Origin of the sequence: Janthinobacterium sp. 17J80-10 (genome assembly GCF_004114795.1) — a bacterium.
In the GTDB taxonomy this organism is placed as follows: domain Bacteria; phylum Pseudomonadota; class Gammaproteobacteria; order Burkholderiales; family Burkholderiaceae_D; genus Paucimonas.
The window spans coordinates 1704715-1726536 of record NZ_CP035311.1; the positions used below are offsets into that span (position 1 = coordinate 1704715).

Below are 21822 nucleotides of genomic sequence, written 5' to 3' on the forward strand. Positions count from 1 at the left end.
ACGAGGGCGGTGCGCGCAACGTACCGCCCGGTTTTTATCAGGACTCAGTTCATGGCTCACGTACCCCAAATCAAGATTCCCGCCACCTATATCCGCGGCGGCACCAGCAAGGGCGTGTTTTTCCGCCTGCAGGATTTGCCCGCCGCCGCGCAGGTGCCGGGTGCTGCGCGTGATGCGCTGCTGCTGCGCGTGATCGGCAGCCCCGACCCTTACGGCAAGCAGATCGACGGCATGGGCGGGGCGACTTCGAGCACCAGCAAGACGGTCATCCTCTCCAAGAGCGGCAAGGCCGACCACGACGTTGATTACCTCTTCGGCCAGGTTTCCATCGACAAGCCCTTTGTCGACTGGAGCGGCAACTGCGGCAATCTTTCCGCCGCAGTCGGCTCGTTTGCCATCAGCAGCGGGCTGGTCGATGCCGGCAAGATCCCGCAGGCTGGCGTGGCGACCGTGCGCATCTGGCAAGCCAATATCGGCAAGACTATCATCGCCCACGTGCCGATCACCAATGGCCAGGTGCAGGAAACCGGCGACTTCGAGCTCGATGGCGTAACGTTTCCTGCCGCCGAAGTGCAGCTGGAGTTCCTTGATCCGGCTGATGAAGGCGAAGGCGAGGGCGGTGGCGCGATGTTCCCGACCGGTAACCTGGTCGATGACCTGGAAGTGCCGGGCGTTGGCACGCTGAAGGCCACCATGATCAATGCCGGGATTCCGACCATTTTCATCAACGCGGAAGCGATCGGATACAGCGGCACGGAATTGCAGGAAGCAATCAACAGCGATGCCAAGGCACTCGCGAAATTCGAGACCATCCGCGCCCATGGCGCAGTACGCATGGGCCTGATCAAGCATGTCGATGAAGCCGCCACGCGCCAGCACACGCCGAAGGTGGCATTTGTCGCGAAGCCGGCCGGTTACGTTTCCTCCAGCGGCAAGCAGGTCGCAGGCGGCGACATCGACCTGCTGGTGCGCGCGCTGTCCATGGGCAAGCTCCATCACGCCATGATGGGCACGGCCGCCGTTGCCATCGGCACGGCAGCCGCCATTCCCGGCACGCTGGTCAACCTGGCCGCCGGCGGCGGTGCGCGCACGGCGGTGCGCTTCGGCCATCCCTCGGGCACCCTGCGGGTGGGGGCGGAAGCCGTCCAGGCCGATGGCGAATGGCGCGTGAGCAAGGCCATCATGAGCCGCAGTGCGCGCATCCTGATGGAAGGATGGGTGCGCGTGCCCGGTGATGCCTTCTGATTAGCGGGGCACCAGGACAAGCAAGGCAATATCAAGACGCAACGATCCCAACATCGTTGCGTTTTTTTTGGGACGAATACAGGACCATGTCCTGGCAATACACGGAGACAAAATGAACTACGATCAATTCCATCGACAATCCATCGCCGAGCCGGAGGCATTCTGGAAGGAAGAGGCAAAGCGCATCGACTGGCAGCAGCCGTTCAGCCAGGTGCTGGACCATTCCAGGCCGCCGTTTGCGAAATGGTTCGTCGGCGGCCAGACCAACCTGTGCCATAACGCGCTCGACCGCTGGCTCGACCGGCAAGGCGATGCGGCGGCGCTGATCGCCATCTCTACCGAAACGGAGACGGAAAAAACTTATTCCTTCCGCGAACTGCATGCCGAAGTCAACCGGATGGCGGCCATCATGCTGTCGCTCGGCGTGACCCGGGGAGACCGGGTGCTGATCTACATGCCGATGATCGCTGAAGCCCTGTTCGCCATGCTGGCATGCGCACGCATCGGCGCGATCCATTCGGTGGTGTTCGGCGGCTTTGCTTCGAGCAGCCTGGCCACCCGCATCGATGACGCCGCACCGAAACTGATCGTTTCAGCCGATGCCGGCTCACGCGGCGGCCGGGCTATCGCCTACAAGCCGCTGCTTGACGAAGCCATCGAGCTTGCCGGCCACAAGCCGCAGCGCGTGCTGCTGGTCGATCGCAAGCTCGTGCCGATGAGCCTGGTTGCCGGGCGTGACGCCGACTATGCGAGCGAACGCGAACGGCACATCAACGCGCAGGTGCCGGTCGCCTGGCTGGAATCAAACGAGCCCGCTTATATCCTGTATACCTCCGGCACGACCGGCAAGCCCAAGGGCGTGCAGCGCGATGTCGGCGGTTATGCCGTGGCGCTGGCCGCATCGATGCAGCACATCTATTGTGGCAAGCCCGGTGAAACCTATTTCTGCACGTCCGACATCGGCTGGGTGGTCGGCCATTCTTATATCGTCTATGGGCCGCTGATTGCCGGCATGGCCACGATCATGTATGAAGGCCTGCCGACGCGCCCCGACGGCGGCGTCTGGTGGAGCATCGTCGAAAAATACAAGGTGACCCGGATGTTTTCATCGCCGACAGCCATTCGTGTGCTCAAGAAGCAGCCGCCGGAACTCATGCAAAAACATGACCTGTCGTCGCTGCAGGCGCTGTATCTGGCAGGCGAGCCGCTCGACGAACCGACTTCGGCCTGGATTTCCAACGCGCTGGGCGTGCCGATCATCGACAATTACTGGCAAACCGAGACTGGCTGGCCGATCCTGTCGATCGCCCGCGGCCTCGACCAGCGCGCCACCCGCCTGGGCAGCCCGGGCGTGCCTATGTATGGCTACAACGTCAAGATCATCGACGAAGCCAGCGGCGAAGAGTGCGGGCCGAACCAGAAAGGCGTGGTCGCGATCCAGGGACCGCTGCCGCCCGGTTGCATGCAAACCGTGTATGGCGATGACGCCCGTTTCGTCCAGACCTACTGGAGCAACTTCCCGCTGGGGCAGGCGTATTCGACCTTTGACTGGGGCATTCGCGATGCAGACGGTTACTATTTCATCCTCGGCCGCACGGATGACGTCATCAATGTTGCCGGCCATCGGCTCGGCACGCGCGAAATCGAGGAAAGCATCGCCAGCCATCCCAATGTCGCCGAGGTCGCGGTCGTCGGCATTGCGGATCAGTTGAAAGGGCAGGTCGCGGTGGCTTTTGCGATCCTGAAAAACGCCGATGCAGCCGCTACGGCGGAAGGTCGCAAGGCGCAGGAAACCGAACTGATGGCAACCGTCGATCACCAGCTGGGCGCGGTGGCGCGGCCGGCGCGGGTGTATTTTGTCGGGCAATTGCCCAAGACGCGCTCCGGCAAGCTGCTGCGGCGCTCGATCCAGGCCTTGTGCGAAGGGCGCGATGCGGGCGACCTGACTACCATCGAGGATCCGTTGTCGCTGCAGCAGATACGCGAGGCGCTTGCCGGGTAAGGGCATGAGCAAAGCCCCTGTAACAGGGGCATCAAGGCTGGACCAGGCGCAATGGCAGAAATGCCGTTGCGTTTTTTTGTGATGCGGATACGACAATTTTGCTGCTGATGGCAGGATTTATTTTGCTTCTAACAAGAATTAACGACTTTACTTCCTGATCTGTCTTAACCGGCCAGAAAGAATCGGTTAAATTATGTCAGTGGACTGACAAAATTCGCAGAAAACAGGCACATCCGCTTCTACAATATGCTTATCCGGCCGAGGTTCGGAAGGCTTTAACTTAAGCTACATTACCAGGGGAGAATACATGCGACTCGCTAACAAGGTATCCATCATTACCGGTGCGGCCCAAGGCATTGGCCAGGCCACTGCGCTGAAATTCGCCCAGGAAGGCGCCAAGGTCGTGGTGTGCGACATGAACCAGGCCGGCGTCGACAACGTGGTCAACCTGATCCGCGAAGCCGGCGGCGAAGCCATCGGTTTTACGGTCAATGTCACCAAAAAGGATACCATCGCCGCCATGGTCCAGGGCACGATGGCCAAGTACGGCCGCATCGACAGCCTGATCAACAATGCCGGCATCGTGATGGATTCGACCCTGAAAAAAATGACCGAAGAGCAATTCGACAGGGTCATCGATGTCAATCTCAAGGGCGTCTACAACTGCACCAAGGCCGTGGTCGATATCATGCTGGAACAAAAATCCGGCGCCATCGTCAACGCTTCCTCGATCGTCGGCCTGTTTGGCAATTTTGGCCAGACCAACTATGCCGCCGCCAAGTTCGGCGTCATCGGCATGGCCAAGACCTGGACCCGCGAACTGGGCCGCAAGGGCATTCGGGTCAATTCCGTGTGCCCCGGCTTCATCGCCACGCCCATCCTGAAAGACATGCCGGCCGATGTCATCAAGTCGATGGAAGACCGCGTGCCGATGGGACGCCTGGGCAAGCCGGAAGAAATCGCCAACACCTTTGCCTTCCTTGCTTCCGATGAAGCCAGCTACATCAATGGCGCCGTCATCGAAGTGACCGGCGGCCTGACCCTGTAAGCGTTCCAGCCTCCCAATGAAGCGCGAGCCTGCCTCGCGCTTTTTTATTTCCCCTTCTTGGCGCGCGCCGCCGCTGTCGCAGGAACTTCATTGTTGCCACCTTATCAAATAAAAACAACAAGTTGGGCAACGCCAATGGAATTGGCTGCATGTGCAAGCCCACATCGCGGAAATGGACAACATTTATCGCGGGATTTTTATCCCAGATGTTTTTGAACAGGAGTGTGATCATGATGCAAGCCAGTGAAATCCAGCAGCGCTTCAATCGTATCGAGCAGACTGTCGATCAAGCCAGCCAGGCGTGCAGCAACTCGCCGGGCATACCGTCCGATCTTAAACAATGCATCACTGAACTGAACCAGCAAACGAGCCAGGCGCGGCAAGTCCTGCAGTCGCAAGATGAAAGCCAGATTATTGCCTGTGTGGATGACCTGGAAGAGTTGGGGGACCGTGCCAAATTTGCATGTGAACAATCAAGTGGCATCAACCAGAATTTGCGCGATGCCGTGATGCAGGCGCATCAAGAGTTGTCTGATTTAAAACATCAACTGCATTGAGCTGAGATTGCTCCGGCCAGAAGTAAAACGGCCCTGGTGTCATCGAGACGCCAGGGCCGTTTGCTTGTTTGAATGAGCGTTGCTGCTTATTCAGGCGGTATGCGTTTTGACATCGCCACGGCGGCGTTGCACAAATTCCTCGACCTGGCGGGTCATGGCATCGAAACTGTCACGCACTGCCACATAGGCATCTTCATTCGACGTGCGCGAACCATCGACCACCAGTTCGGTGCCGGGTGCCGTCACATCGACGCGGACCCGGAAAAGCTTGCCTTGCGTCTTGTGGTTCGCTTCGGATTCCACCGAGACCTGGCAACTCATCAGGTCGCCGCACAATTTTTCCAGCTTGGCGACGCGCTTGCGAATTTCTGCATCGATGGCTTCGGAGGAGGGAATGTCGCGGAAGAGGATTTGTAAGGAATTTTGCATGGTGCCTGAAATGGAATAGGTGACTGAAAGGACTGCCGTACGAGCCCGACTGCATGTAAATCTTACACCAGAATCCGCCATGCCGGAATGGGCATTTGCCTCGCTGGCATCGTTGCAGGGTCGACAATAGCCCCGGGGGCACGCAGTACTGCATCCTTGTGCGTAATCATGAGAAAATGATGCTTGTCTCTTATAAATTTTATCCGGCCCATCGCCGGGCAGACTATGCTGCATTGGCTGACATCGCTGGTTGGCGCAGATCGGGCCGGACAAAAGGCGGGCTCGGAAAAATTACCCTGTTTTCATTGTGGCGACCTGGTCAGGCGCCGGCGTGCCGTGCATGCACAGTTCGATGGCGCCGAGCGCCTCCTGTGCTGCCATGGCTGTGCTGCCATCCTGAAAACAGTCGAGCAAATGGGCATGGTGCAGCAATACCGCGAACAAAAAAGGCAGGCAGGCGTAGCAGATGACAAGTGAAACATCCGTAATGCCTGGCCTGCAGCAAGCGAGCGGGGAAGCTGTCGCACATGAGAAACTTGCCATTGGTGGCATGCGTTGCGCAGCCTGTTCGCAAATCATCGAATACCGGGTGCGGCACCTGGCGGGCGTGGCGGACTTCCGCATCAATGCCGCCAGCCAGCGCGCCGAGCTGCGCTGGGATCCGCGCCGCATCGGCTTGCGCGAGATTGTCGAGGCGATCGCCGCACTGGGCTACAGTGCCTTGCCGGCCGGCGAAAAGGATAGCCGCGCCGAGCAAAAGAAAAAAATGATCTGGTGGCGGCTGTTCGTTGCCGCCTTTGCCATGATGCAGGTAATGATGTATGCCTTTCCGGCTTACCTGCAGCCAGTCCCGCAGGTCGACGGCGACCTCACTCCCGACATCGACCGCCTGCTGAAAATTGCCAGCATGGTATTGACCGTGCCGGTGGTGTTCTTTTCTTCCGCGCCTTTCTTCAGTTCCGCGTGGCGTTCGCTGCGCAACCGCCACGTCGGCATGGACGTGCCGGTCTCCGTGGGCATCCTCGTCACATTCGGCGCCAGCGTCTGGGCCACTTACCGCGGCGGCCCGGTCTATTACGATTCCCTGATCATGTTCGTGACGTTGCTGCTGCTGGCGCGCATGCTGCAGGACCGCGTGCAGGGCAAGAGCATGGCCGCACTGCAGGCCCTGACCGAACTGGTGCCGCTGACGGCGCGGCGCCTGATCGACTATCCCGCCAGCCGCCGTACCGACGAGGTGGAGGCCGGCAGCCTGCATGAAGGCGATCTGCTGCTGGTGGCCCCCGGCGCGCAGATCCCCGCCGACGGCGTCGTGCTGGAAGGGCAGAGCGAATGCGATGAAGCCCTGATGACGGGCGAATCGCAAGCCGTGCCAAAGGACGTCGGCGCCCAACTGGTAGGGGGGGCGCTCAATCTTTCCGGCCAACTGGTCATGCGCGCCGAACGGGTGGGCGACGCCACCCAGCTGTCGGTGCTGGTGCAGAAAATGGAAGCGGCTGCCAATGAAAAGCCGCCGCTGGTCGAGCTGGCCGACCGTCACGCCCACTGGTTCATGTCGGCCATCCTGGTGGTGGCGGCGCTGGCGGCGGCAGTCTGGTCGCAGATCGATGCCAGCCGGGCGCTGTGGATTGCCGTGACCGTGCTGGTGGTGACCTGTCCCTGTGCCTTGTCGCTGGCCGCGCCCAGTGTCATGGCCGGCGCCATCGGCCGCCTGGCGCGCGGCGGGGTGCTGGTGGCACGCGGGCGCGCGATCGAGACGCTGGCACGCGCCACGCATTTTGTTTTTGACAAGACCGGCACGCTGACCGAAGGCCGGCTGCAACTGGCTGCCGTGCATGCGATGCGCCAGGGGCTCGGCCGCGCAGAATTGCTGCGCATGGCCGCGCCGATTGCCGCCGCGTCGACCCATCCGGTATCGCAGGCGGTGGCCAAGGCGGCTGCGGCTGCCGGCATTTTCGGCCATGGCATGGAAACCTCGCGGGTGCGCGAAGTCGCCGGGCAGGGCGTCGAGGCGGAAGCGGCAAGCCGCCGTTATCGACTCGGCAATGTTTCTTTTGTGCAGGAATTGCATGGCCAGGCGTTGTCGCTGCCGCCGGAGTTCGCCGGCAAGATAGTCTCGGCGCTGGGCGACGACGCCGGCTGGATTGCCCTGTTCGCGCTGCAGGATGAAATCCGTCCGGACGCTGCTGCCTGTATCGCTTTCTTGCGCGCGCAGGGAAAGCACGTCTGGCTGCTGTCAGGCGACAAGCGCGACGTGGTTGCCAAAGTGGCAGGTGAGCTTGGTGTCGACATCGCCCATGGCGAATTGCACCCTGAACAAAAGCATGACATGGTGGCAGCACTCCAGCGCCAGGGTGCCGTGGTGGCGATGGTGGGCGACGGCATGAACGACGGCCCGGTCCTGTCGCTGGCCGATGTCTCCGTGGCGATGGGCCAGGGGGCGCCGATTGCCCAGGTGCGCAGCGACCTGGTATTGATGTCCAATCGTCTGCAAGACATGGAGGCGGCGGTAAAGACCACTGCTCGCGCCCTGGCGCTGATCCGGCAAAACCTCGGCTGGGCCCTCCTGTACAATCTGGTGGCGGTTCCGGCTGCCGTGTCCGGCCTGTTACAGCCCTGGCATGCCGCCATCGGCATGGCGCTCAGTTCACTGATCGTGGTGGGAAATTCGTTGCGGATATTTACAGGGGGCGCGCCAGCGCGCGAGACCACCATGCCGGAATCCCCCGCTGGCAAGGACGCTGCGGGCGTGGCGTGACAGAGCAAAACATTTAACAGTGCAGCATGAAAATGCGCAATTCTGGCTTGTCAATCTGATATGGATGTTCTTTATTTACTTGTGCCGCTAAGCGTGATCCTGGTGTTTGCCGTGGGTGCCGTATTCTGGTGGGCCTTGAACAACAGGCAATTCGACGATCTGGACGAGGCCAGCGAGCGGCTCCTTGCCGATGACGATGCCCCCGGTATCAAGGAAAACGACAGGGCTGGAGAAAACACTAGTCAAGCTGCCAATAGGCCGCCTTCCTGATAACATGCTTTCACATGAAAAAACGCGGTTGATCTATATCAACCGAATTGCCACTACCCTCAAGTACAGTTTCGATAGGAAACTTTCAAAATGAGCGCACACATGAACCAAGCCCTTGCATCGCAATACAACTACAAGGTCGTTCGCCAGCTCACCATCATGTCCGTTGTCTGGGGCGTAGTGGGGATGCTGGTGGGCGTTTTCATTGCCGCCCAGCTGGCATGGCCGGAACTGGCAATGAATATCCCCTGGCTGAGTTATGGCCGCTTGCGGCCGCTGCACACCAATGCCGTCATTTTTGCGTTCGGCGGCACCGCGCTGTTCGCAACCTCGTTCTACATCGTGCAGCGCACCTGCGGGGTACGCCTGTTTTCGGACAAGCTGGCCGCCTTCGTGTTCTGGGGCTGGCAAGCGGTAATCGTCGCTGCGGCGATTTCACTGCCGCTGGGTTTCACCCAGGGCAAGGAATACGCCGAGCTTGAATGGCCCATCGACATCCTGATCACCCTGGTCTGGGTTGCCTACGCCATCGTGTTCTTCGGCACGCTCTACAAGCGCAAGGTCTCGCATATTTATGTGGCGAACTGGTTCTTCGGCAGCTTCATCCTGACCATCGCCTTGCTGCACATCGTAAACAACATCTCGATCCCGGTGGATTACATGAAGTCCTACTCGGCCTATGCCGGCGTGCAGGATGCCATGATCCAGTGGTGGTACGGCCATAACGCCGTGGGCTTCTTCCTGACCACCAGCTTCCTGGGCATGATGTATTACTTCATCCCCAAGCAGGCCGGCCGCCCGATCTATTCCTACCGCCTGTCGATCGTGCACTTCTGGGCACTGATCTTCACCTACATGTGGGCGGGCCCGCACCATTTGCACTACACCGCCTTGCCTGACTGGGCACAATCGGTCGGCATGGTGTTCTCGCTGATTCTGCTGGCACCCTCCTGGGGCGGCATGATCAACGGCATGATGACCCTGTCGGGCGCCTGGCACAAGCTGCGTTCGGATCCGATCCTGCGCTTCCTGATCGTTGCGCTGTCGTTCTACGGCATGGCGACCTTCGAAGGTCCGATGATGTCCATCAAGACCGTCAACGCCTTGTCGCACTATACCGACTGGACCGTGGGCCACGTGCACGCCGGTGCCCTAGGCTGGGTCGGCTTCATCACCATGGGCAGCCTGTATTACCTGATCCCGCGCCTGTTCGGCAAGACCGAGATGCATAGCAAGAGCCTGATCGAAGTGCACTTCTGGACTGCCACCATCGGCGTCGTCCTGTACATCTCGTCGATGTGGATCGCCGGCGTGATGCAGGGTCTGATGTGGCGTGCAGTGAATGCCGACGGCACCCTGACTTACACCTTCGTGGAAAGCGTCAAGGCCACCTATCCGTACTACGTCATCCGTTTCTCCGGCGGCCTGTTGTACCTGTTCGGCATGCTTTGCATGACCTACAACATGTTCAAGACCATTGCCGGCGCGACCGCGGTCAATCCGCAGATCCCCGTGCAAAGCCATACCACCGGCCATGCGGCAGCCTGAACCGGCCCGCGCCAAGAGGAGAAATTAGATGCGTAAATTTACACATGAACTGATTGAAAAGAACGTCACCCTGCTGATCGTGCTGTCGGTGCTGGTGGTCAGCATCGGCGGCCTGGTGGAAATCGTGCCGCTGTTCTTCCAGAAGTCGACCACCCAGCCGGTGGACGGCTGGAAGCCGTACACTGCCCTGCAACTGGCCGGCCGTGACGTCTACCTGCGCGAAGGTTGCTATAACTGTCATTCGCAGATGATCCGTCCGTTCCGTGCCGAAACCGAGCGTTACGGTCATTACTCTGTCGCCGGTGAATCGGTGTATGACCACCCGTTCCAGTGGGGCAGCAAGCGCACCGGGCCTGACCTGGCACGCGTCGGCGCCCGTTACAGCGACGAATGGCATCGCATTCACCTGCGCAACCCGCGCGATGTCGTGCCGGAATCGAACATGCCGGCCTATAGCTGGCTGGAAAAGGCAACGCTCGACCCAAGCAAAATGGCGCGCAAGCTTTCGGCAATGCGCACCGTTGGGGTGCCGTACACCGACGAGCAAATCGCCAAGGCGGCCGATGAGGTCAAGGGCAAGACCGAGGAAGACGCACTGATCGCCTACCTGCAAGTGCTGGGCACTGCGGTGAAGAACAAGTACTGATCCTGACGGGGGAGCCCCATCATGTCAACGACACTGAACATCATTTTTACGATACTGAGCCTGTTGGTCTTTCTGGGCATCACGTTCTGGGCATACAGCCGCCACAACAAGGAACGTTATGAAGAGATGGGCCGCATGCCGTTCGATCAAGATAACGAAACAACAGGAAACTGATCATGGCAGATTTCTTTCATAACGGATGGAGCATTTTCATCGCAGTCGTCACCCTGGCGGGCATCCTTGCCTGCGGCCTGCTGCTCTGGTCGCAGTCCAAGGTCAAGGTCAAGGTCGGTCCCGACGGCAATCCGCTGCCGGTGGAGACCACCGGCCACGTATGGGACGGCGACCTGGTGGAGAACAACAACCCCTTGCCGCGCTGGTGGAGCATCATGTTCTACCTCACCATCGTCTTCGGCATCGCGTACCTGGTCCTGTTCCCTGGCCTTGGCGCCATGCAGGGCACGCTGGGCTGGAGTCAGGTGGGCAAGTACGAGCAGGAAATGAAGGCCGGCGAAGAGCAGTACGGCCCGATCTTTGCAAAATACCAGGCCATGCCGATTCAGGCGGTGGCGCAAGATCCGCAGGCCCGTGCCATCGGCGAGCGCCTGTTCCTGAACTCGTGCGCACAGTGCCATGGCTCGGACGCGCAGGGCAGCAAGGGCTTTCCTAACCTGACCGACAATGACTGGCTGTACGGCGGCGCGCCGGAAACGGTGCTGGCCTCGATCCGCGAAGGCCGTCATGGCCAGATGCCTTCCATGGCGGCAGCCGTCGGTGGCGATGCGGACGTGCGCAATGTCGCCAACTATGTGCTGAGCCTGTCCGGTTCCAGCCATGACCCGATCAAGGCCGTCATGGGCAAGACCAAGTTCGGCGCCTGCGCCGCCTGCCATAGCGCCGACGGCAAGGGCAACCAGGCACTGGGCGCGCCCAACCTGACCGACAAGACCTGGCTCTATGGCGGCGGCATCAACAACGTGATGGAAGCCATCAACAAGGGTCGCGGCAACCAGATGCCGGCACACAAAGGCATCTTGTCCGAAGCTAAGGTACACTTGCTGGCAGCGTACGTCTGGGGCTTGTCCAACAAGCAAAACGCCGTGGCCGGCATCTCCGCCAGCGATGCCAAGACAATGGGTTCACTGACCGGTACTGGCGCAGCACCGGCCAAGCAGTAAGTTCGGAACTGGCAGTTCCGACGGCCGCCCGACCCGGGCGGCCGTCGTATTGTAGGAAAGAAGATGGAAACCTCACCGCTCAAGCAGTATTCCCAGCAAGAAATCGAGCAAAGCCTGTATGAAGTCCGCAAGAAGATTTATCCGCGGGCACTGACGGGCTGGTTTGCAACCTGGCGCTGGGTACTGGTGTGGTTTACCCAAATTATCTTCTATGGCGGCCCCTGGCTGACCTGGAACGATCGTCAGGCCGTATTGTTCGACCTGGCTTCCCGTAAGTTCTATATCTTCGGCCTGGTGCTGTGGCCGCAAGATTTCATTTATCTTGCTGTCCTGCTGGTCATTTCGGCGCTGGCGCTGTTCCTGTTTACCGCAGTGGGCGGCCGGCTGTTCTGCGGCTATGCCTGTCCGCAAACGGTGTATACCGAAATCTTCATGTGGGTCGAGCGCAAGATCGAGGGCGAGCGCAGCGCCCGCATCCGGCTCGACCGCGAGCCGCTTTCGGCGCGTAAAGTCACCCTCAAGGGCGCCAAGCACCTCGTGTGGGGCGCCATCGCACTCTGGACCGGCTTTACCTTCGTCGGCTACTTCACGCCGATCCACCTCCTGGCCCAGGAACTCATGCAATTTGCGCTCGGCCCGTGGGAAACTTTCTGGATCCTGTTCTACGGCTTTGCCACTTACGGCAACGCCGGCTGGATGCGCGAGCAGGTGTGCAAATACATGTGCCCGTACGCGCGTTTCCAGAGCGCAATGTTCGACAAGGATACCCTGACGGTTACCTACGACGTCACCCGCGGCGAGCCGCGCGGCCCGCGCAGCAAGCAGGTCAAGCCTGCTGAAGTGGGCCTGGGCGACTGCATCGACTGCGGCATCTGCGTGCAGGTCTGCCCGACCGGCATCGACATCCGCGAAGGCTTGCAGTATGAATGCATCGGCTGCGCAGCCTGTATCGATGGCTGCGACCAGGTGATGGAAAAAATGAACTATCCGAAAGGATTGATCCGTTACACCACCGAGCATGCAATGACCAACCAGCTCGGCAAGCGCGACATCTGGCGCCGCGTTTTCCGCACGCGCACCCTGGTGTACTTCAGCATTCTCGGCGCGATCGTGCTCACGGCAGCGACGTCGCTGGCCTTGCGCCAGCCGCTCAAGGTCGACGTCATCCGCGACCGCGGCATGCCGCGCGTAACCGACGACGGCTCGGTCGATAACGTCTACCGCCTTCAGATGATGAATGCCGAGGAAAACCCGAACCGTTATGTGATCACGGTGCAGGGCATCGATGGCGCGACCATCATCTCGGATTCGCAGATTGACGTGGCCGCAGCTTCTACACGGGCGGTTCCGGTGCGGGTGCGGGTGCCATCAGGCGCAGCGCAGCCTGGCTCGAACCGTATCAAGTTCATCATCCAGGACACGGACAACGCAAGCGTGAAAATCACGGAAAAAGCGGTATTCCTGGTGCCGCGCTAGGAGAAAAGCATGGAAGCCATATTCACGACCGAAAAGCCCAAGGGTACGCGCTGGTACAAGGAGCCCTGGATGCTGCTGGTGCTTGGCGGCCCTGCCATCGTCATCATCGCCAGCCTCTACATGGCTTTTTTAGCGTACAGCGGCGCCGACAGCGTCATCGCTCCCGACTATTACAAACGTGGCCTGGCAATCAACCAGGATATCCGGGCCGATCTGGCGGCGCGCGAGCGCAATCTGGAAGCCGGACTGAAAATTGATGAATCCACCCGCGCCGTGACGCTGCGGCTGACAGGGAAGGGCGAGCTGCCGCCGACAGTGGAGCTGCGGCTGGCTCGCGCCGCTGGCAAGGGCAACGAGGAAATCGTCTTCAAGGTGAACCTGGTGCAGTCTGCCGCCGGCGTCTACATCGGCAAGCTCGACTGGCCGGGCGAGCTGGATGCAAACGCCGCCGCCATGTGGCAGGTAAACCTCAAAGGCAGCGAATGGCGCCTCGCATCCGCCTGGTACGGACCGATCCATACGGCAGTCTCGATCAAGCCTGCAGCTTGATCAATGTTGCGAACAATGCATACAATGCATTGTTAAGTGCAAACTATTCGTGAAACGGGGAGGTGAACGTGAACACCAGTCAGACAGTCGTACCTACTGACAAGACAGGACGCCTGCCGCGCATCGTCATGTCAGTCCTGTGGCCTTCCTTCCTCATGGCATGCGTTTCCAGCGGCGTGCTGTTCAGCCTGGTGGACCCGGTCGAGCTGGTGCTGCTTGACAGCCAGGTGCACCTGAGCCAACTGGGTACCTATACCGTCGGCTTCTTTTTGTTCTGGTTCCTCGGGGCGATTTCCAGCAGCCTCACTGCCTTGCTGCTGGGCTGCCCGGATCCAAAGTAAGTTTTTTCACGCCTTGTACGCCGGCGTCCCCCTCCCATCATGCTGAACATTCCCCTGATTAGCGCAGTTGCCACCGCCGGGCTGCTTGGCGGCTTGCACTGCGCCGGCATGTGCGGCGGCATGGCAACCTTGCTGGGATCGGCGGGGCGCCGCCAGGACGGCAGCCGCACCATACCGATCGTGCCGGCTCCTGCCGGCGCGACTTCACAGGCAAGGCCTTCGGCATGTGCTTCGCAACCGGCGGCTGCCGGCTGGCGCCATACCGCCTGGCTGCATGCGGGCCGGATTTCTACCTACGGACTCATGGGTGCGGTGGTAGGACTGCTCGGTGCAGCAGGATTGATGTTAAAGCCCATCATGCCGGTGCATACCGTCCTGTTCGTTTTTGGCAACCTGGCACTGATCTGGCTGGGGTTGCGCCTGGCAGGCTATGCGCCGCTGGAGGGAACGCTGTCCGGGATGGGCGGCAGGCTGGCGGCACTGGTGCCGGCGCGCTTCTCGCCAGTGGCGCAGGCCGGCCGGCATCCTTTTTTGAGCGGCATGGCCTGGGGTTGCCTGCCTTGCGGGCTGGTGTATGGCGTGCTGCCGTTTGCGCTGCTGTCAGGCGACGCCTGGTCGGGCGCGGTGCTGATGGTGGTGTTCGGCCTGGCGGCCTTGCCGCATCTGCTGCTTGCGCAGGGCGCAGCGCAGTGGCTGCATGGGCGGCGTGTGCCGTTGGCAGCAAAAGTAGTCGGGGCGCTGGCCCTGATCGGCTTAGGTGTGTATGGCCTGCTTCACCTTTCTGATCCTTCCGCGATTTCTCCGCTGTTTTGCATCACCCCGGCGCATTGATTCCCTAAGCGGCCCCGTATTCGCCGCCGGGTCGGCTTGCACGATTTTTGAATGGTGCTTCACCTGGATGGAACCTCACTATGTCTATCGTCGCTAATGTCGTGGTCGCAATCGTCGCAGCCTTGCACGTCTACTTCCTCGTGTTGGAGATGTTCCTTTGGGATAAGCCGGTTGGCTTGAAGGCATTCGGCCAATCACTCGAAAAGGCCCGGGAATCGAAAGTACTCGCCGCTAACCAGGGTCTCTACAATGGCTTTCTTGCTGCAGGCCTTGTCTGGGGTCTGTTTCTTGGCGCCGAGGGTACGGGCATCAAGGTGTTCTTTCTATCCTGCGTCTTGATAGCCGGATTGTATGGTGCTGCCACGGCGAGCCGAAAGATCCTTTTCGTACAAGCAATCCCGGCGGCAATTGGCTTGGCGCTTGTTCTGCTGACCTGACATCGGTGGCGTACGGATAAAGATCTCGGTTTGGCGGATTCATGAAAACTGAAAAAGAAAAGATGCTCGCCGGCGAGCTTTACGATGCATCGGATCCACAGCTCGGCGCGGAGCGCGAGCGTTGCCGGGATCTTTGCCTGGAGTTCAATGGAACGCGCGAAGCCGAAACAGACAATCGCCGGCGCATCTTGAGCGCACTCTTCGGCAAGGAGGCCGATGTATGGATTCAGCCGCCGTTTTTTTGCGACTATGGCGCAAACATTGTCTTGGGCGATAAAGTCTTTTTCAACTTCAATTGTGTCGTTCTCGATGTTGCCCAGGTTATCATCGGCAATAACGTGCTTTTCGGGCCCGCCGTGCAGATTTATACGGCAACGCATCCGATGGATCATGTCACCCGCGCCGCCGGACTGGAATCCGGCATGCCGGTGACGATCGGCTCCGATGTGTGGGTTGGCGGCGGTGCTATCATCTGCCCGGGCATCAATATCGGCGACAGGTCCGTCATCGGCGCCGGCAGTGTCGTCGTACATGACGTTCCTGCGGATACTTTTGTCGCAGGTAATCCTGCGCGTGTCATCAGACATTTGAACAACTACGAAATTTAATGGCAGGTTCATCTCGAACCTGCAAATTGCATGGATAAGTCGATGTCTTTTTTTCAGGGTTGCATTTTGCCTGACGGCCAAACCTTTGATGCCGAGGCTGACCAAAGCTTGCTCAAGTCGATGGAACAGGGAAGCATTTCCTGGCCCATGTCATGTCAGGCAGGCACGTGCCGCACTTGCATCGGGCAGTTGCTGGAGGGCGAAGTACGCTACGAAATGGAGTGGCCCGGACTCAGCGCCGAAGAAAAGCGGGAAGGCTGGATCCTTCCCTGTGTGGCCTACCCAGTGGGCAATGTCGTATTGAAAGACCCATTGGCCGACTGATGCGCCTAGGCGGCACTGAGCCGCAGGCTGCCCGCACTGCGCGCCAATTTCATCTGGCGCGAGTCGGATGACGGTACTGCGGCAGCATAGGCCCTGGTCGTCACTGCCACAGGCGCAAGCAGAGCAGCCTGGTCGAACTTGAATACCGACACGGCCTGCGCCAGGTTGCGCGCCTCCTCCTTGAGCGATTCGGCGGCGGCGGCAGATTCCTCGACCAGTGCCGAGTTTTGCTGCGTGACCTGATCCATCTGGCTGATCGCCCGGCTGATCTGGCCAATCCCGCTGGTTTGCTCAACGCTTGCAGATGCAATTTCACCCATGATGTCGGTGACATGGCGGATGCTGACAAGGATTTCATCCATAGTGCTGCCGGCTTGCCCGACCAGCTGGCAGCCAGCATCGACTCTCTCCATGGATTCGCCGATCAGTCCCTTGATTTCCCTGGCGGCGGTCGCCGAGCGCTGCGCCAGGCTGCGTACCTCGGTTGCAACCACGGCAAAGCCGCGCCCCTGTTCACCAGCCCTGGCCGCTTCCACTGCGGCGTTCAGCGCCAGGATATTGGTCTGGAACGCGATGCCGTCGATGACGCCGATAATGTCGGCAATTTTTCTCGAAGACTGGTTGATCATGTCCATGGTGGCGACGACTTCTGCCACGACTTTGCCGCCTTTGCGCGCGACTTCGCAAGCTGATGATGCCAGCGTATTGGCCTGGGTCGCGTTATCGGCGTTCTGTTTCACCGTCGAGGTCAGTTCTTCCATGGCGGCTGCGGTCTCTTCCAGCGAGCCGGCCTGCGCTTCCGTGCGGGAAGACAAGTCCAGTGTCCCTGCTGCGATCTGTGCGGATGCGGTGGAAACCGTATCGGTGCCGCTGCGCACATGGCCGACAATTGTCGCCAGGCTGTCGTTCATCGATTTGAGCGCGCCGAGAAGCTGGCCGGTTTCGTCAGTCGATGTCACTTCGATGTGCCGGCACAGGTCGCCTGCGGCAACCGCGCTTGCCGCGTTGACGGCGGCGTGGATGGGGCGCGTGATGGACCGGGTGATCAGCCACGCCAGCACCACGGCAAGCAGCAGTGCGCCGCCGCCCAGTGAAACCACCAGGATCGTCGCGCGCTCTACCAGTTGCGACACATCGTTGGCCCGGCTTTCCGCCAGCTGTTTCTGGAAACCTGCCAGGTCATTGACGGCCGCCTGCAGTGTCTCGAGCGCCGGCAGCGTTTCCGCAGTCAAAAGGTCCTGGGCCTCGGTCTTCCGGTCATCCTCGATCAGCCGGTCAACCCGGGTAAACGAAGCGACGAACTGCCCGCGTTGCTGCTTTATCCGGGTAAGCATTTCCTGGCCTTTGGGCAAGATCACCAGCTTGTCCAGCGTGCCTAGGGCCTCGGCAATGGCTTTCTTGTTGCCTTCAATTTTTTCGCGGCGATTGTCGCGCTGCGTCCGACTGCTGGAAAAAAATAATTCCATGGTCAGGTTTGCGTTCGCCCGCGTGTAGACATTGATCATATTTGCCGCTTCAACCTTTACCCATTCCTTGTCGAGCAGGTCTCGGGTGGATTTTTCCAGTACCGATGCGCCGGTGACCGCTATTGCAACCAGTGCCAGCATCAATGCCAATACCAGGGTAAAACCCAGCCCCAGGCGTGTGCCGATTTTCCAGTTTGCCAATTTCATGATTTTTCCTGTAAAACTGCGACGTTTTACACCCGCCGGGTGCAGGCGTCTTCGTGTCGTCATTATTTCCAAATGGAAACAATGACGACACTTTCATTCAATTCCAGGAAATCACAAATGATGCGGATCAAGAATTTATTGCGCGGGCCTACTCGTCAAACGGATTGCGAACCTTTTCTGATGGCCTGGTGGTGATTCGCTCTGGCAGGGTTTCTCCCTCGAGCGCACGCACGGTCGCATCCAGCACGCGCTTCAATTCCCGCGCCAGTTCCAGCCCCGGCTTGTCGCGGGTAACCTGCAAACTGCCATAGATCTCGATCCGCTCCAGGCGGTTTTCCACCGTCAGTCCGTCCAGCGTGAGCACGGTTGCGTCATCCTTGAAGGGTTCAAAACTGGCCATGCTCTTACCTCATGATCGGATGATTGCCCGAGCTGGGCATCGTCTTGCCCTGGCTGCGGTATTTGTAGGGTTGGGGTCGCGGCAGCGCCATGGCGACGGTCTTGATATCGCTGCGCAATTGCGGAAACAGCGTGATGCCGAGGCGTCTTTCCAGTGCGTCGATGCTGACCACCTCGTAATTCAATCCTGCCGCATTGGCGGCGACATACGCGCCGGCTTGGCCCCCGGCTGGATCATATATTGCCTTGAAAACATGAGATGGCACAAGCACCCGGCCATTGATCCGTTCCAGCATTTCGCCCTCGAAGATCGGGCCGGTAACAACATAGAGTGCGCCGCGCTCGAAGACCAGTTCGCGCGTGCTGTGTTCGATGCCTTCCCACAGGACCTGGTTGTTCCTGGGGTGTTGCGGAATGATGTTTGCCAGGGAAAAGCTTTCATACTGCTCCTGGTCGGTCGTCATGTTCCCGGAAGGGCTCAGATGCCCACGGTCAAACCCCGAGCGGGTATAGTCGTCCAGCTCGGCGCGTTGCCAAAAGGGCAGGCGAGCTTCCTCATGATAGGCATTTTTGCGCTTCAGCATGCGCGCCTGGCCAAGGCGCGGCGCCGTAAGAAATTCCGCCGACCACAGGGGCGTGCGCGATACGCCTGAATGCAGGACCGCAAAACCTTCGAAACACAGCAGACGGGTTTTGTCGCGCAGAGTCTCTTTTGCCAGCTCTGGCGCAACGCCACTGGCGAAATGGGCCGCGCACTCCGGCGCGATCGGACCGGCGACCGCCTGGCTGGCAGCGAGCAGCAGGCCCAATAAAATAATTCCAGACTTCAACATTGCGATATTTAAATTTTAAACGTAGGAAATTTGCGTAATCGCAAATACTTGCCTTGCGATTGCAATAACATTGCATCTGATCCTTCAATACACTCCCCCTGGAGTTGTTTTTAGCCCGCATTGCGCAAGCACTGCGGGTTTTTTTTATGCTGAAAGGAAAAAGTGGAAATAGGGCGGACAGATACAAATTGTTTCAAAACTTACCGTGCACGGACTGGTTGTCCGAGGGCATGTGCAGTTAAATACAGTGTATCGCAATCACTGAAACTTCCGCTTCCAAGGAGCCTGACATGAAGAAATTATTTTCCCTGATTACTGGCACAGCCCTGCTGGGTGCTGGCCTCATGGCCATCGCTCCAGCTGCCAGCGCACGCGACAATGTCGACTGGTCTGTTTCCGTCGGCTCTGGCGGCGGCTATGGCTACCCGGCTCCGGTGGTCGTGCAGCCGCCGATCGTGGTGCACAATCCACCCGTGGTAATCCAGCGTCCGGTCCCGGTGGTGGGGTATGGCGCATATTACGGCGCACCTGCACCGGCCTATGTGTATGGTCCGGGTTGGCGTCATCAGCACGGGCATCGTCATCACCACCGTGGTTATGACCGCCATGACCGCCATGACGGCCATGGTGGCCATGGCGGTCACGGTCACCACGGCCGTTGAGCGCAGGACGGCAGAGGAAAAATTCCCTTTGCCGTCAAGGCATTAGACACCGCGCCCAAGAGCCGGTAGACTTGTGGGTTTTGCGCATTACCCTCCCATGTCTACCGATTCCGATCTGCCGGGCCAGGACGTCCCCGAGCTTGCCCCGGCCCTGGCCGAAACAACCCGCACCGTCAGTGCTGTCGAAATTGCGCGTGAAGTCAAGCGCCGCCGCACTTTTGGCATTATTGCCCACCCGGACGCCGGCAAGACGACGTTGACGGAAAAGCTGCTGCTGTTCTCCGGCGCGATCCAGCTGGCCGGCACTGTCAAGGGCAGGAAGAGCGGTCGCCATGCGACCTCGGACTGGATGGATATCGAAAAGCAGCGCGGTATCTCCGTTGCCAGTTCGGTCATGCAGTTCGAGTATCGCAATCATGTGGTCAACCTGCTCGACACGCCAGGCCACCAGGATTTCTCCGAGGATACCTACCGCGTGCTCACGGCAGTGGATTCGGCGCTGATGGCCATCGATGCCGCCAAGGGCGTGGAAGAGCAAACCATCAAGTTGCTGAACGTTTGCCGCATGCGCAATACGCCCATCCTGACATTCATGAACAAGATGGACCGCGAAACCCGCGATCCGCTGGAGCTGCTCGATGAAGTCGAGTCGGTGTTAAAGATCGAATGCGCGCCGATCACCTGGCCGATCGGCATGGGCAAGACATTTCGCGGCGTTTATCACTTGATGCGCGATGAAATTCTGCTGTTTGCGGCAGGCAGTGAACGTGCCGACCAGACGTTCGAGGTGATCAAGGGGATCAATAACCCGCGCCTGGCGGAGATGTTCCCGCTGGAAATCGAGCAGTTGAAGATGGAAGTCGAACTGGTGCATGGGGCTTCGCATCCGTTCGACCTGGAGGCCTATTTGTCAGGCAAGCAAACGCCGGTATTTTTCGGTTCGGCGGTCAATAATTTCGGTGTGCGTGAAATTCTTGATGCCTTGCTGGAATGGGCGCCGCCGCCACGTTCGCGCGACGCCACCGTACGCACCGTCGCACCGGACGAGGTGCCGTTTTCCGGCTTCGTCTTCAAGATCCAGGCCAATATGGATTCGGCGCACCGCGACCGCATCGCCTTCCTGCGCGTGTGCTCGGGGCACTTCGAGCGCGGCATGAAGATCAAGCACTTGCGCATCAATCGCGAAATCCGCGTGTCCAACGTGGTGACCTTCATGGCGTCGAGCCGGGAACAGGTGGAAGAAGCCTATGCGGGTGACATCATCGGCTTGCCCAACCACGGCAACATGCAGATCGGCGACAGCTTTTCCGAAGGCGAATTGCTGCAGTTCACTGGCATTCCCTACTTTGCACCGGATTTCTTCCGCAGCGTGCGCATCCGCAACCCGCTGAAGATCAAGCAATTGCACAAGGGCTTGCAGCAGCTGGGGGAGGAGGGCGCGGTGCAGGTCTTCAAGCCCGTCCATGGCGGCGACCTGATCCTGGGCGCAGTCGGCGTGCTGCAGTTTGAAGTGGTGGCCAGCCGCCTGATGAACGAATACGGGGTGGATGCCGTCTTTGAAGGCACCAGCATCAGCAGCGCGCGCTGGATTACCAGTGACGACAAAAAAGCCCTTGCTGAATTTGAGAAATCTGTTGCCGGGAATAACATTGCCTTTGATGCTGCTGGCAACATGGCCTATCTGGCGACATCTGGCGTTAATTTGCGTCATACTCAAGAGCGTTGGCCGCAACTGACTTTCCATGCGACACGCGAGCACGCTGTCAAGCTCGAGTAATTTCTTTTTGCCCGATGTCTGACTTATCTGTCAGACATCGGGAACTCACCCCGCCTTGTCCTGCCTAACCGTGGCGCATGTTGTTAATGCGTCATGGTTGGGCTTTGTTTTTTTAATTCAAAATTTACATTTGATTTTAGTCAAGTTGATGGAGAGAACTTTTTTCTATACTGCTTGCCTGACTTGACATGATGTTGTTGACGTTCAAAAGTCGGTGCTTCGATAAAAAAG

Annotated in this window: 24 protein-coding genes; 20 read left to right on the forward strand and 4 right to left on the reverse strand. The window is 59.4% G+C overall.

Features of this window, described 5'->3' with window-relative positions:
- The first annotated feature begins 51 nt into the window (after positions 1-51).
- The 4 genes from prpF to EKL02_RS07740 all read left to right on the forward strand — a co-directional run bounded on the left by prpF (position 52) and on the right by EKL02_RS07740 (position 4852).
- Positions 52-1245 carry a 2-methylaconitate cis-trans isomerase PrpF gene (gene prpF, locus EKL02_RS07725; RefSeq protein ID WP_128901512.1) on the forward strand — a complete coding sequence of 398 codons (1194 nt, stop codon included), beginning with the start codon at positions 52-54 and terminating at the stop codon, positions 1243-1245.
- Positions 1246-1357: 112 nt separating this feature from the next.
- Positions 1358-3247: a propionate--CoA ligase gene (locus EKL02_RS07730; protein WP_128901513.1), complete on the forward strand. Its 1890-nt coding sequence runs from the start codon at positions 1358-1360 to the stop codon at positions 3245-3247.
- Positions 3248-3554: 307 nt separating this feature from the next.
- Positions 3555-4295, forward strand: a complete 741-nt coding sequence (gene fabG, locus EKL02_RS07735) for a 3-oxoacyl-ACP reductase FabG (RefSeq protein ID WP_128901514.1) — start codon at positions 3555-3557, stop codon at positions 4293-4295.
- A gap of 149 nt (positions 4296-4444) precedes the next feature.
- Entirely contained in the window at positions 4445-4852 is a 408-nt protein-coding gene (locus EKL02_RS07740; protein WP_241687824.1) for a hypothetical protein, read from the forward strand.
- Between the two features lie 90 nt (positions 4853-4942).
- Here the strand turns inward: EKL02_RS07740 and EKL02_RS07745 are convergent, their stop codons facing one another.
- Positions 4943-5281, reverse strand: a complete 339-nt coding sequence (locus tag EKL02_RS07745) for an HPF/RaiA family ribosome-associated protein (protein WP_128901515.1) — start codon at positions 5279-5281, stop codon at positions 4943-4945.
- 225 nt (positions 5282-5506) lie between these two features.
- Here EKL02_RS07745 and EKL02_RS07750 point away from each other — a divergent pair, with 225 nt between their 5' ends.
- From EKL02_RS07750 to EKL02_RS07815, 14 genes are all read left to right on the forward strand, one after another.
- On the forward strand, positions 5507-5758 hold the full coding sequence (locus tag EKL02_RS07750; RefSeq protein ID WP_128901516.1) for a heavy metal translocating P-type ATPase metal-binding domain-containing protein: 252 nt from the start codon (positions 5507-5509) through the stop codon (positions 5756-5758).
- Positions 5748-8039 (forward strand): cation-translocating P-type ATPase, encoded by a 2292-nt coding sequence (locus EKL02_RS07755; RefSeq protein WP_128901517.1) that lies wholly within the window; start codon positions 5748-5750, stop codon positions 8037-8039. Before EKL02_RS07750 ends, EKL02_RS07755 begins: the two co-directional genes overlap by 11 nt.
- A gap of 60 nt (positions 8040-8099) precedes the next feature.
- Entirely contained in the window at positions 8100-8309 is a 210-nt protein-coding gene (gene ccoS, locus EKL02_RS07760) for a cbb3-type cytochrome oxidase assembly protein CcoS (protein WP_128901518.1), read from the forward strand.
- Positions 8310-8411: 102 nt separating this feature from the next.
- Positions 8412-9857, forward strand: coding sequence for a cytochrome-c oxidase, cbb3-type subunit I (gene ccoN, locus EKL02_RS07765; protein ID WP_128901519.1), 1446 nt, complete (start codon positions 8412-8414; stop codon positions 9855-9857).
- A gap of 28 nt (positions 9858-9885) precedes the next feature.
- Positions 9886-10503: a cytochrome-c oxidase, cbb3-type subunit II gene (ccoO, locus tag EKL02_RS07770; RefSeq protein WP_128901520.1), complete on the forward strand. Its 618-nt coding sequence runs from the start codon at positions 9886-9888 to the stop codon at positions 10501-10503.
- A 21-nt stretch (positions 10504-10524) separates the two neighbouring features.
- The gene (locus tag EKL02_RS07775; protein ID WP_241687825.1) at positions 10525-10677 is read left to right on the forward strand and encodes a cbb3-type cytochrome c oxidase subunit 3; all 153 of its coding nucleotides are present in this window, start codon (positions 10525-10527) and stop codon (positions 10675-10677) included.
- Between the two features lie 2 nt (positions 10678-10679).
- A complete protein-coding gene (gene ccoP, locus EKL02_RS07780; protein WP_128901522.1) occupies positions 10680-11681 on the forward strand; it encodes a cytochrome-c oxidase, cbb3-type subunit III in 1002 nt (333 codons plus the stop codon).
- A gap of 63 nt (positions 11682-11744) precedes the next feature.
- Entirely contained in the window at positions 11745-13157 is a 1413-nt protein-coding gene (ccoG, locus tag EKL02_RS07785; RefSeq protein ID WP_128901523.1) for a cytochrome c oxidase accessory protein CcoG, read from the forward strand.
- A 9-nt stretch (positions 13158-13166) separates the two neighbouring features.
- Entirely contained in the window at positions 13167-13706 is a 540-nt protein-coding gene (locus tag EKL02_RS07790; RefSeq protein WP_128901524.1) for a FixH family protein, read from the forward strand.
- A 68-nt stretch (positions 13707-13774) separates the two neighbouring features.
- Positions 13775-14047 carry a hypothetical protein gene (locus tag EKL02_RS07795; protein WP_206732468.1) on the forward strand — a complete coding sequence of 91 codons (273 nt, stop codon included), beginning with the start codon at positions 13775-13777 and terminating at the stop codon, positions 14045-14047.
- Between the two features lie 39 nt (positions 14048-14086).
- Complete coding sequence (locus EKL02_RS07800) at positions 14087-14878, forward strand: sulfite exporter TauE/SafE family protein (RefSeq protein ID WP_128901525.1); 792 nt, start codon at positions 14087-14089, stop codon at positions 14876-14878.
- A gap of 80 nt (positions 14879-14958) precedes the next feature.
- Positions 14959-15315, forward strand: coding sequence for a DUF1304 domain-containing protein (locus tag EKL02_RS07805; RefSeq protein WP_128901526.1), 357 nt, complete (start codon positions 14959-14961; stop codon positions 15313-15315).
- Positions 15316-15356: 41 nt separating this feature from the next.
- Positions 15357-15923 (forward strand): sugar O-acetyltransferase, encoded by a 567-nt coding sequence (locus EKL02_RS07810; protein ID WP_128901527.1) that lies wholly within the window; start codon positions 15357-15359, stop codon positions 15921-15923.
- 42 nt (positions 15924-15965) lie between these two features.
- Positions 15966-16247, forward strand: a complete 282-nt coding sequence (locus tag EKL02_RS07815; protein ID WP_241687826.1) for a 2Fe-2S iron-sulfur cluster binding domain-containing protein — start codon at positions 15966-15968, stop codon at positions 16245-16247.
- Positions 16248-16252: 5 nt separating this feature from the next.
- Here EKL02_RS07815 and EKL02_RS07820 read toward each other — a convergent pair whose 3' ends face one another.
- From EKL02_RS07820 to EKL02_RS07830, 3 genes are all read right to left on the reverse strand, one after another.
- Positions 16253-17920, reverse strand: coding sequence for a methyl-accepting chemotaxis protein (locus tag EKL02_RS07820; protein WP_128901529.1), 1668 nt, complete (start codon positions 17918-17920; stop codon positions 16253-16255).
- Between the two features lie 148 nt (positions 17921-18068).
- The gene (locus tag EKL02_RS07825) at positions 18069-18320 is read right to left on the reverse strand and encodes a hypothetical protein (protein ID WP_128901530.1); all 252 of its coding nucleotides are present in this window, start codon (positions 18318-18320) and stop codon (positions 18069-18071) included.
- 4 nt (positions 18321-18324) lie between these two features.
- Positions 18325-19128 (reverse strand): DNA/RNA non-specific endonuclease, encoded by an 804-nt coding sequence (locus EKL02_RS07830; RefSeq protein WP_241687827.1) that lies wholly within the window; start codon positions 19126-19128, stop codon positions 18325-18327.
- Between the two features lie 314 nt (positions 19129-19442).
- Between EKL02_RS07830 and EKL02_RS07835 the strand changes: the two genes are divergently transcribed.
- Together EKL02_RS07835 and EKL02_RS07840 are read left to right on the forward strand one after the other, a co-directional pair.
- A complete protein-coding gene (locus EKL02_RS07835) occupies positions 19443-19814 on the forward strand; it encodes a hypothetical protein (protein ID WP_128901532.1) in 372 nt (123 codons plus the stop codon).
- A 97-nt stretch (positions 19815-19911) separates the two neighbouring features.
- A complete protein-coding gene (locus EKL02_RS07840; protein ID WP_128901533.1) occupies positions 19912-21591 on the forward strand; it encodes a peptide chain release factor 3 in 1680 nt (559 codons plus the stop codon).
- Positions 21592-21822: the final 231 nt, after the last annotated feature.